Origin of the sequence: Photobacterium lucens, assembly GCF_009873615.1 — a bacterium.
Taxonomy (GTDB): Bacteria; Pseudomonadota; Gammaproteobacteria; order Enterobacterales; family Vibrionaceae; genus Photobacterium; species Photobacterium lucens.
Window position 1 is genome coordinate 1 of sequence record NZ_SSMG01000409.1, and the last position, 11,064, is coordinate 11,064.

Annotated in this window: 9 protein-coding genes; 5 read left to right on the top strand and 4 right to left on the bottom strand. The window is 41.5% G+C overall.

Annotation, left to right across the window (positions count from 1 at the left end; genetic code table 11):
- Positions 1 to 142 precede the first annotated feature (142 nt).
- Positions 143 to 1,195, top strand: a complete 1,053-nt coding sequence (locus tag E5A76_RS16790) for a succinylglutamate desuccinylase/aspartoacylase family protein (RefSeq protein ID WP_161119627.1) — start codon at positions 143 to 145, stop codon at positions 1,193 to 1,195.
- 142 nt (positions 1,196 to 1,337) lie between these two features.
- Here E5A76_RS16790 and mrcB read toward each other — a convergent pair whose 3' ends face one another.
- The gene (gene mrcB / locus E5A76_RS16795) at positions 1,338 to 3,686 is read right to left on the bottom strand and encodes a penicillin-binding protein 1B (RefSeq protein WP_053987569.1); all 2,349 of its coding nucleotides are present in this window, start codon (positions 3,684 to 3,686) and stop codon (positions 1,338 to 1,340) included.
- Between the two features lie 340 nt (positions 3,687 to 4,026).
- Here mrcB and E5A76_RS16800 point away from each other — a divergent pair, with 340 nt between their 5' ends.
- Positions 4,027 to 4,473 (top strand): exoribonuclease R, encoded by a 447-nt coding sequence (locus E5A76_RS16800; protein WP_107166181.1) that lies wholly within the window; start codon positions 4,027 to 4,029, stop codon positions 4,471 to 4,473.
- Between the two features lie 86 nt (positions 4,474 to 4,559).
- Here E5A76_RS16800 and E5A76_RS20435 read toward each other — a convergent pair whose 3' ends face one another.
- A complete protein-coding gene (locus tag E5A76_RS20435) occupies positions 4,560 to 4,721 on the bottom strand; it encodes a hypothetical protein (RefSeq protein ID WP_023935405.1) in 162 nt (53 codons plus the stop codon).
- 227 nt (positions 4,722 to 4,948) lie between these two features.
- Complete coding sequence (gene hdfR / locus E5A76_RS16805) at positions 4,949 to 5,809, bottom strand: HTH-type transcriptional regulator HdfR (protein WP_053987568.1); 861 nt, start codon at positions 5,807 to 5,809, stop codon at positions 4,949 to 4,951.
- 219 nt (positions 5,810 to 6,028) lie between these two features.
- On the opposite strand from hdfR, the gene maoP reads away from it, so the two are divergent.
- The 3 genes from maoP to E5A76_RS16820 all read left to right on the top strand — a co-directional run bounded on the left by maoP (position 6,029) and on the right by E5A76_RS16820 (position 9,499).
- A complete protein-coding gene (gene maoP / locus E5A76_RS16810; protein WP_161119628.1) occupies positions 6,029 to 6,385 on the top strand; it encodes a DUF413 domain-containing protein in 357 nt (118 codons plus the stop codon).
- Between the two features lie 122 nt (positions 6,386 to 6,507).
- Positions 6,508 to 7,533, top strand: coding sequence for a glutathione synthase (gene gshB, locus E5A76_RS16815; protein ID WP_053987566.1), 1,026 nt, complete (start codon positions 6,508 to 6,510; stop codon positions 7,531 to 7,533).
- Positions 7,520 to 9,499 (top strand): flavohemoglobin expression-modulating QEGLA motif protein, encoded by a 1,980-nt coding sequence (locus E5A76_RS16820; RefSeq protein ID WP_053987565.1) that lies wholly within the window; start codon positions 7,520 to 7,522, stop codon positions 9,497 to 9,499. The genes gshB and E5A76_RS16820 overlap by 14 nt, the downstream gene beginning before the upstream one ends.
- A gap of 66 nt (positions 9,500 to 9,565) precedes the next feature.
- Here the strand turns inward: E5A76_RS16820 and E5A76_RS16825 are convergent, their stop codons facing one another.
- Positions 9,566 to 10,852: an MFS transporter gene (locus tag E5A76_RS16825; protein ID WP_107166140.1), complete on the bottom strand. Its 1,287-nt coding sequence runs from the start codon at positions 10,850 to 10,852 to the stop codon at positions 9,566 to 9,568.
- Between the last annotated feature and the right edge of the window lie 212 nt (positions 10,853 to 11,064).

An 11,064-nucleotide genomic window follows, 5' to 3' on the forward strand; every position in this document is an offset into this window, starting at 1 on the left:
AGTGTGATCAAATTATCTATTTATAAATTCAATTTCCGCTTATTCTTTTTGCCATTGTATGCGCCATGATTGACCTGCTTGTGTTATCGGCATCCAACATCCTTTCTACTTTTATATAGACTACCGAATACAGGAAATATCTATGGCTAAGAAAACGCCTCCGTTTGAATTTGCAGGCCTTACTATTGAGGCAGGCAAACATGTTAATTGTGAATTAGAAATCGCGCGTCTTTATACGCATTCACCACTTTCAGTATCTGTCGATATTCTGCATGGTAAACACCCAGGTCCAGTATTACTGATCAATGCCGCAATTCATGGTGATGAATTAAATGGTATTGAAGTAGTTCGCCAAGTCATTGATAAAATCGATTTAAACAAACTACACGGTACTATCATTGCGGTTCCTGTTGTGAACGTTTTCGGCTTTATTCACAAATCACGTTATCTACCGGATCGCCGTGATTTAAACCGCTGTTTCCCTGGTTCAGAGCGAGGCTCAATTGCTGGTCGTATGGCTTACCAATACTTTAATCAAGTGGTACGTCGTGCAACCCATGTTGTTGATTTGCATACAGCTGCAATTTACCGTACTAACCTGCCACAAATCCGTGCGAACCTTGATAATCCATTAGCAAAAGAAATGGCGATGGCATTTGGCTCGCCAGTTGTGGTTGATGCAAGCTTGCGCGATGGCTCATTACGAGCAGCTGCTGAAGCATTTAACATACCCGTGATCACATTTGAAGCAGGTGAGGCGTTACGTCTTGACCCACATGCAGTAGGATCTGGTGTTCAGGGCGTACTTAAAGTCATGCGCCACTTGAATATGCTACGTACCAGTCGTAGTAAAAAAGTTATCGAGCCAATGGTGCCAAAAGCAACCCGTTGGATCCGTGCCGACTATGATGGCTTGCTTCGATCCCATGTGGCCTTGGGTGAGAAGGTGTCGAAAGACCAGGTCATCGCCACTATTAGCGATCCAGCAGGCAGCAGCGAAGTGTCTGTTATTGCCCCGCAAGGCGGGATCGTGATTGGTCAACAGACATTACCACTTGTAAATGAAGGTGATGCTATTTTCCATATTGCCTTCTTTGAAGAACCGGATGGTCTTGTTGAAGAGCAAGTGGAAAACTATTTAGACGAAGCCATTGAAGAGCTTGATGATGACCTTAAATGGGGTATGACAAACTAAAGTTTGACAACATTGTAAAAAGGGAGCTGGTATCAGCTCCCTTTTTATTTAAATGCAAAACCCACCGCAAGTAAAAAGGCTAAGTGCGAACACTTAGCCTTTCTTTTGAGCATTGACTCGTTATTAACACGAATATGCTTAATTACCAGTTAAACAACTTATTAAAGAAACCTTCTACTTTCTTCTGCACTTGTTGTGCCTGTTGTTTAACCTGCTGAACCTGACAGTTTTGCTTCAAGTCACCACTTGGATCCCAAATCGGCATACGAGTTGTACCAGAACAATTCTCAGTGTACGTGCCGTTTGCCGCTACGGTGTATTTCACCGCTTCAAGATTAGCGGGTTGACGCAACACTAACGGCTCAGGTTTACGACGTTGAATATAATCGGTATACAAACGAAGTGCACCTGTTGCACCAGTTAAGTGTGCTGACTTATTATCGTCACGCCCCATCCAAACCGTTACCACTTCTCGTCCATCAATACCTACATACCAGCTATCTTTACCATCGTTAGTTGTTCCTGTTTTACCTGCTAGGTGGCTATCAGGGAACAGCTTATTCAATGAATGAGCAGTACCAAATTTCACCGTATCTTGCATTGCAAACATCGTTAACCATGCCGCTTGACTAGGAACCACAGGTGAAGATTTTGGCCAGTTTTGATAAAGCACTTTACCATTTTCATCAACAACCGCATTCAGCGCTGTTAACGGAGCAAGATAACCATTATTACCAATCGCTTGGTACATTTGCGTTACCTCTAATGGGGATAGTGCAATTGAACCTAAGAACAGTGATGGTACTTGTGGGATCTCTTGATAAGGAATACCCAACTTCGTCAGCGTCGTAGAAACCTTATCCACACCAAGTGCCATACCAAGATTAACTGTCGGTACGTTATATGATTTCGCTAATGCCATGAATAGAGGCACTTCACCACGGTATTTACGATCATAGTTACGTGGACTCCATGTTGCTCCATCTTTCATCTTAATCGATAATGGCTGATCTTTTAGTGAAGTAGCCAAGGTATATTGCTCAGGCTCTTCCAATGCCGATAAGTAAATAGAGGGTTTCACTACCGAGCCGATTTGACGTTGCGCATTAATTGCACGGTTATAACCTGGGAAGTCAGGGTTACTACCACCAATCATGGCACGAATTTCACCCGTTGTACGATCAGCTATCACCATTGCTGTTTGTAAGTCTTTACCCGAACGTTTCTCAACTAACGGGATCATCTTCTTCACAGCATCTTCTGCTAATTTCTGCGATTGAGGATCCAAAGAGGTAAACAGACGGAAGCCTTTCCCCTCTTCAAATGCATCACCGACCTTTTCTTCCAACTCACGTTTGATCTGATCAAAGTAAGCAGGCTGGCGTTTCGCTAATTGTCCCTTCGCTTGAATATCAAGAGGCAACTTAATCGATGAACGGTACTCTTTTTCTGAGATCAGCTTGTTATCAAACATGATCTTAAGCACCACATTACGACGATCTTTCGCACGCTCAGGATGGCGCCAAGGGTTGTAATAAGATGGCCCTTTCACCATACCAATCATTAATGCCATTTGATCTGGACGTAATTCAGATAATGGACGATCAAAATAATAACGTGAAGCGAGTGCAAAACCATGAATACCACGACCATTGTATTGTGCTAGATACACTTGGTTCATGTAGGCATCAAGCACTTCTTCCTTACCGTATTTGTAATCGATAATGATCGCCATGTAGGCTTCTTTAAACTTACGCCATAAGCTGCGCTCGCTGGATAAGAACATGTTCTTCGCCAACTGCTGCGTTAAGGTACTACCACCTTGAACAGTATGACCCGCTTTTAAGTTCGCTAAAAATGCACGACCAATACCGATTAATGAAATACCATCATGTTCATAGAAATGACGGTCTTCCGTATCAACCAAGCCTTCTACCAGTAGTTTCGGCATTTTATCTTGCGGTAAATAGATACGCTGCTGATCGGTATTGCCTTCTAGCATCCCTAACATCTTCGGATCAATGTGAAGGAAGCCCAGCTCTTTATTGGTATCTAAATCCATCATCTTACTGATCCCTTCGCTATTGAAAGAAACAGAAACATGACGGGCACCTTCAGCGCCTTCTTTAAAGTTAAATGGGCGACGTACAAACTCTACGCTCCAGCCATTCGCCTTATATTCACCACTTTGATCAGGATGTGCCGCTTTGTGATAACCCAATACTTTTAGCTCATTTACCAATGCGTTATAACTAATTGGAGAGCCCGGTTGTAACGCCAGTTCACGCGCATAAACAACTGAAGGTAATTGCCACAATTGTCCTGCAAACTTTTCGCTGATGGTTTTATTTAAATTATTACCTAAATAAGCCATACCCACACCGCCGACAATAGCGACGGTAAGCAAACTGCGTTTAATGAAGTGACGCGTCGAAGATGGTTGCGCCTTAGTATCCTGCTTTTTATCAGGCTGTTGATTATTTGACGTCATTAATTTATCCAACTTAGCAGCATCAATGATTGAAAAGCACTTTACAATCAATGAAATAGAAATAAAACTCGCTGCTAAATTATTGCCTTATATAGAAATCAATATAGTTGTGGTAAACATAATCTGATTACTCAATGATCATGTCATCCGTATGTCAGTTCTGTATTGTATGATTTTTCCTGTCATGTCGCAGTGATTTTCGCTGTGTACCGTCAGCTAGCTTTCATCAAAAGCGCTATAACATCACTCCCATTTGCGCTTTTAGTCGCAATTTTCTCTTAAATCATCCAAAATAGTACCCCTTTACTTTAATCTAGCCAACAGGCGCTCAGAGATGTCTATGCAACGCGATTATACTTTAAACTGCCTATTAACAATGCCTCGCCATGAACTTGAGGAATTTAGCTTACGTGTGATCGGCCGTATGGTGCCTGAAGATGTGATGCAAGAAATCTTTACTTTCGAACAAGAAGAAGTGGACAGTGAAGAACGTCTAAAGTCAGCGCAGTTTGATGCCATGTTACGTATGACGGCAGTCGCACTAGGTGAAGTGAAGGAAGCTTTTTCAGAATCAGAAAATGCAAAGCAAAATACAGAGCGTATGACACGCCTGATCCTATGGCACTTTTACGCTATTTCATTCCAACTAGAAGAAGCAGTAACGCTGGAACAACATTGTGCAGAGGTTGAAAAGATTTTAGCTAACGCACCTGAAAATGCGTTTGGTTGGATCAGTGTACTGACTGAATTACTGCATCGCTACGCGGCCCTAAGCGAAGAAAAGTAATTGCGATACATTCAGCAGACAAATAAAAAGGCGTATCCATTGGATACGCCTTTTTGATATCTGTTATTGCCGAGAACTAATATGGATTAATAATCGAAATCGCTGTACTCCGGACTCTCAGAACGTGAACGTGAAACACGACGTTTCTTCTTGTTACGAGATTGATTCAAATCATAAAAATCATCATTAAATTCAGAGTTGAATTTTGATTTGCTGCCCTTATGAAACTTTTGGTCTAACTTAGCCATTTGCGATTCCTGAACTACATCCAGAGTAAGTAATTAATAAATAGAACACACGCAATATTAATGCTCTATTGTGACAAAAATACGTAGCTTTTCTTTTAAATCAGTGACAACAACCTTGTTAGCTTTTCGCCTGATTTATTGCTTGAACCGTATTTTTTCTAAGACTAATTCAGAATCTCGCTTTCTGTACAACAAGATTTTTTACTGCTTAGAACAAAAAAAACTTATCAAATGTTTTCGATCACATTCTTAAATGGAACATCGACCAAAGCCTTGATCAAGTCCTCTTTTTCGTTATCTTCTCGCCACACTAAATACAAACTTTGCTCCATGACTGGTGCATCTTCAACCAAGTGTAGTAAGCCCGCTTGTTTAGCATTAGCAACAACAGGTGATGGTAAATAACCAACCCCATCATTTGCCAAAATATAATCAAGTGCCATCTTTACTGAATGGGTATGCATGATAGGTGTACGTTGCAATTCAGCAATACGACTATGCTCAACAGAGAAACGCGTACCCCAATCTAAGAACACCAACGGAATATCACGAGTGCTATGTAAATCGCAGCCTTCTTTATTCGTCACCAACTGCAACTGATAGTCTCGTACTTTACGTACATTCAAGTTTTCAATTTTTGGCGGCTCACTGGTAATAAACAAATCAATGCTCTTATCAAAAAGACGTTTTGCCATTCCTTCACGCTTTACTGACTCTAAACGTAACGCCAATCCAGGAATGTTGGCATAGATCTGATTGATCCAATCCGAGATACCATCAAATTCCCAAAATAAAGGAGAAGCACCGATCGCCAATTGGGTGTTCAAACTATCAGTTAACGCTACATCCTGTTTGGCACGTCCCCAAGTTTGCAAAATTGCTTCCGCATAAGGCTGTAGACGCTCACCTGCTGCCGTTAAATGCACATTACCACGCTGACGAGAGAACAACGGGTTACCGAGCTGAGATTCTAGTTGTCGAATACGAAAACTAACGGCAGATTGGGTTAAATATAAGTTGTCAGCAGCACGTCCAAAATGACGAGTTTTTGTAACTTCTAAAAATGTTTTTAGTAATTCTGTATCCACAGCGAAATTCTCAAGAATTAGAAGGATAAATAGCGTGATTATTGCGCTATTTAAGCATTATATATCTAATTAGCAAGAGCTTAATCTCGTTGTTAACCGATATGATGATTTAACACATATTTTAATCAGTTTTTTTAATCGTGAAGATAAAAATACTTTGATTTACAAATAACCAAGGCTGGATAAATATCACCGCAAATCACATCAAGGACTTTATGAATGAGAAGTGAAGGTAAATTTTACGACGATAAAAATTTCCCACGTGGCTTTAATCGCTCGGGGGTTTTCACAATTAGTGAGGCCAGCGTCTTAGAGAACTATGGACGCACAATGCGTGCCTTACATGAAGGTACTACGCAACCTATCGATGAGTCTGAAACTCAATTCCTTGCTGAAGTATTAGGCCAGCAAGCAGCAGTGTCTGAATTTGGTAAGTGTTGGTTAAAATACCTAAATCACACCAATCATAAAGCACGCAGTTACACATTATGCGTATCACAGCGTTCTAGCAATAGCGCATACGGCGACGATGATGATGCCGATGGTGATAGTAGTGATAGCGATTTAGACTATTAATCACCCAGAGGAAGCCTTTCCTCTGCTTTGATCGAGTAACAATGAAGCCATCCCACATTTGTGTGATGGCTTATTTCTTTTTAATAGCCTGTGAAAATTGCAGGCACTTTATTGGTATAGCTATGAAAATTTGTTTTGTTATGTATCCGTGGGACAAAGTTGAAGCAGAAAACGATTCAACTTTACGTCTAATCCATGAAGCAGCTAGTCGTGGACACACGGTTGCAATTACAACACCAAGTAACTTAACTATGCGCGACAGCATGGCAATTGCTTTCTGTAACGTATTAAAGAAAGGTGATGTATCAAACAATATCCCTAGCTTTTACCGTAAAGCGGAATTTAATAAAGCTGAGTTACCACTTGCGGGCTTCGATGTTATCTTCATGCGTGCTAACCCACCGCTAGATACCATGGCATTGAACTTCTTGGATTCAGTTCGTGAACACACCTTTATCATTAACGATATTGATGGCCTACGTGTAGCAAACAACAAGCTATACACAGCATCACTACCTGATCCAAACCATGAGTTTATTCCTGCAACGCACGTATCGAAAAACCGTGAGTACCTTGAGCGTGTATTAGAAGAATCAACCCAAGAGCGCATGATCCTAAAACCATTGAACGGTTACGGCGGTAAAGGCGTTATCTTGGTTGAGAAAAGCGCAAAATCAAGCGTCAAATCACTACTTGATTTCTACATTGGTGACGACGAGAACTATGTGATCCTACAAGATTACATTGAAGGTGCAGAGCAAGGCGACGTACGTATTCTTGTACTAAACGGTGAGCCAATTGGTGCGATGCGTCGTGTACCTGCTGAAGGTGACGTTCGCTCAAACATCCACGCTGGCGGCCGTGAAGTAAAACACACACTAACTAAGCAAGAGCTTGATCTATGTAAACACATTGGTCCTAAGCTAGTGCGCGACGGTCTGTACTTTGTTGGTCTTGATGTTATTAACGGCAAACTAGTTGAAGTTAACGTATTAAGCCCTGGCGGTATTACACGTATTAACCGTCTAAACCGCGTAAAACTTCAGCGTAACGTGCTTGATTTTGCTGAAAGCGTAGTAATGGCGAAAGAGATCGGCATTGCGCGTAAAAACGATTTTCGTAAGGTAATTGCTGATGCTGCATACTGAGTTAGAGGTTCTGGAGAAAATCCGTAACCTTACTCCATTTGAAGCTGAGCTTGGTGATGGTAGCTTGAGTATTCGTGTAAGCGAATACCAACCTTATATTGCTACCGCTATTCACCATGGTCATAACCTTCGTGGAGAATTAAAAGAAAAATGTGCGCTATCTGAAGAAGAGCGCTACTTTGAAGAAGATCCATTTACTGGCGATTTTATTTCATCGCTGCCAATCGTTCTTCAAGGTGAAGATTCTCGTTACGAATACGACTTAAACCGTGATCCAAGCAACTGTATTTATGAAGATGCTTGGGGTAAAAATGTATGGCTTGAGCCTTTAACACCCGAAGAGCGTGCGATCAGCCATGACAAACATAGCTGTTACTACCGCATTCTTAAGTGTTTAGTGGAAACGTTAGAAAAAGAGTTTGGTCTTTGTCTGGTATATGACATTCACTCGTATAACCACCAGCGTATTGATGCACAAACACCAACCTTTAACGTGGGCACAAAGCAAGTTAATTGCCGTCGCTGGCGTAAAGAGATCGACGTTTTACTTGAAAGCTTGAATAACGTTGAGTTACCAAACCTTGAAGTGACGGCATTAGAAAATGATGTCTTCAAAGGTATGGGTTACCAAGCAACCTTCATTAAAGAAAACTTCAGCAACACATTAATCTTACCGATTGAAGTGAAGAAGATTTTCATGAATGAGCAAGGTGGCGAAGCCTACCCACTGGTAATTGAAAAGCTGAAAGAGTCGATGAAAACCGTGATCACGGAGCACGCGGCTTTTACAGTAACAAAACGCACGAAAGCAAAAGGCTTAACTGGTAGCGATCTACTAGCATCGAATCTATCAAAAGAAGTGCTTAAACTTGATCGTCAGTTATACCGTATTGCTCGTGGTATCAATACCCTGAGCTACATTAACCCGACGAACTTAAAGCAAGAGAAACGCCGCTTCTTAAGTAAACCGCACACTTATCATCCGCAGTTTACTTACCGTCAGCTGGACTTGGATCCATACAAGTTCCGTGAACAACTTTACCGTTTACCGGTAGAAGGTATTCGCGATGCTGACGTACAGAAAATGTATCGTAAGGTGATTGACCAGTTAGCAGTACGTATCGATCTACTTTGTAGTATTGGTACTGATGAGTTCTTATATAACTCATTACGTTACTACGGTCAGCCTGATGAGCGTGACATTGCGAATGCGAAGTTCATTCTTCACGCATGTGAGTATAAAGAGCAGCAACCAGCGACCATCAGTGCTAAAGAAGCGATTGAAGCATTTAAAGAAGCAGCACAAGACTACGATATTCCATGTAAGATCGTTTCTTCAAAGCAGCTGATTGCCCGTGCAATGGTTAGCGGTAAAACCATCAAGGTGAACCCTAACAGTCGTTTCAGCCAAGGCGATCTTGATGCCTTGATCCATCATGAACTGGGTGTGCACTTAGTTACGTCGGTGAATGCTGAACGTCAGCCACTGAAGATCTTACAATTAGGTTTACCTGGTAACACCCATACACAAGAAGGCCTTGCTATCCTGTGTGAGCACTTATCAGGTAGCTTCCCACTACACCGCCTCAAAACATTGGCATTACGTGTAGTAGCAGTAGAGATGATGGTAAATGGCGACACCTTTAATGACTGTTTCAACAGCTTGAAACACGAGTACGGTGTAAGCGATGATGAAGCCTTCACCGTAACCGCACGTGTTTACCGTGGTGGTGGCTTCACAAAAGACTTCTTATACCTACGTGGTTTGAAAGATGCGATCCATGCGTATCAAAATGAAGACTTAACATCGCTATTTATTGGTAAAACTGGATTTGAGTTTAAGCCACTCCTTGATGAACTTATCGAGCGTGGGATCTTAAAACAACCTGATTACCTGCCAAAAGCATTAACCATGGACGCAGAAATCGATCCTGTGATGGATTTCATGCTGAACTCTATTCGTTAATCGCTATCTAACCGATACAAAAAAAGCGACCATCTGGTCGCTTTTTTATTCTCTTTACTTCGTAATTTACATTGGTAGGCGTTTGCTATCAACACGGATGATCACACAAGTTAACACCACTAATGTCACAGCAATCGCACCTAATAAGGTAAATACACCACTCCAAGAGTAAGCGGTTTCAATCATCGCAATCGGCGCACCAGCAAGTGCTGCACCAATATAAGTTACACCACCTTTTAAGCCCGTTGCAGCGCCTGCACCATCAGCGTGAGACGCTTCAATGATACCTAACGCAAACAACATTTGAGGCGCATAAATACCAGCACCGATAATGAAGAAACACAGTGCCACTAGCATGTAATCAATATGGATAGTAAATACCACTCCAACCATACCTGCGATTAAGACAAAGCTATAAATCAAAATGGTTTTCCAGCGATCTGCGCCAAAGAATTTGTCTGAGATAATACCCGACGTTAAACCACCTAAAATGCCGCCCGCTTCAAACCAAGCCACTAGCGAGTTAGATTTGACTAAATCCCAACCTAGCTCTTTAACGAAGTAAACACTTACCCAATCGTTCGTCACAGTACGGATCACATAAATACATAAGTCACCGCCAATCGCTAACCAAATAATAGGGTTCGTTAGAATGTAGCGCTTAAACATCACCCACATGCTAAGACCGGCTTCAGAGCGCTGATTGATCTCAAGCTGCTTAGTATCATTACGCCATTCACCAACGTTCGGTAAACCGTAATTTTCTGGCTTACCACGCATAAGAATAGCCGCAATAATAGCTTGAACTGCAGTAATTGCGGCTGGTACATAAAATGCGTAACGCCAGTTACCAGTGTACGCAATCACCGCTGAAGCAATAAGCGGCGCCAGCGCACCACCTACGTTATGAGATGTATTCCAAAGCGAGTACCAACCACCACGCTCTGATTTTGAATACCATTGGCTGATCGCTTTGGCAATCGGCGGGAAACCACAACCTTGAACAACCGCTGTTAAACAATACAGAGCAAGCAGCATGTTAACGCTGTTAGTCATACCAATGCCTACGTTGATAATGGCAATCACCACCAACACTGGAGCAAGAAATAGACGAGGGTTAATTTTATCGGCAAGAAGGCCAGAGCTAAATTTTGATACGCCGTATAAAATGTAGTAAATCGAAGACGCTAAACCAAATTGAACCGTTGTCATACCCAAATCGGTCATCAATAACGGTGCTGCTGCAGCGAAGGCTTTACGTGAAATATACATCACTGTATATGTCAGAAAGGTAGTAATAATAATCTGCCAACGCAGACGTTTATACGTTGCGTCTAGTTTATTGTTGCTCATAGGTTAAATACTTACGGGTTGAAAATTTTAAAGTGCCAGCAAGCCTACTCTTAGACATATTTACTTACAATTTAATTATTCGCCGTAGTTTTAACCATAAAAACAAATATTATGTTTTTATATGTCCAAACTGGTATTACCAGACATATAAACCAAAAAATCAAAACAAATCAGATTAATATAAGGAGTAAATGACAAAATAAATATAGGAT

What these genes read in the sequence shown, in the direction of transcription:
- E5A76_RS16790 (WP_161119627.1), top strand. Translation starts at nt 143, where the DNA reads ATGGCTAAGAAAACGCCTCCGTTTGAATTTGCAGGCCTTACTATTGAG.
- E5A76_RS16825 (WP_107166140.1), bottom strand. Translation starts at nt 10,852, where the DNA reads ATGAGCAACAATAAACTAGACGCAACGTATAAACGTCTGCGTTGGCAG.
- gshB (WP_053987566.1), top strand. Translation starts at nt 6,508, where the DNA reads ATGAAAATTTGTTTTGTTATGTATCCGTGGGACAAAGTTGAAGCAGAA.
- E5A76_RS20435 (WP_023935405.1), bottom strand. Translation starts at nt 4,721, where the DNA reads ATGGCTAAGTTAGACCAAAAGTTTCATAAGGGCAGCAAATCAAAATTC.
- E5A76_RS16820 (WP_053987565.1), top strand. Translation starts at nt 7,520, where the DNA reads ATGCTGCATACTGAGTTAGAGGTTCTGGAGAAAATCCGTAACCTTACT.
- E5A76_RS16800 (WP_107166181.1), top strand. Translation starts at nt 4,027, where the DNA reads ATGCAACGCGATTATACTTTAAACTGCCTATTAACAATGCCTCGCCAT.
- maoP (WP_161119628.1), top strand. Translation starts at nt 6,029, where the DNA reads ATGAGAAGTGAAGGTAAATTTTACGACGATAAAAATTTCCCACGTGGC.
- mrcB (WP_053987569.1), bottom strand. Translation starts at nt 3,686, where the DNA reads ATGACGTCAAATAATCAACAGCCTGATAAAAAGCAGGATACTAAGGCG.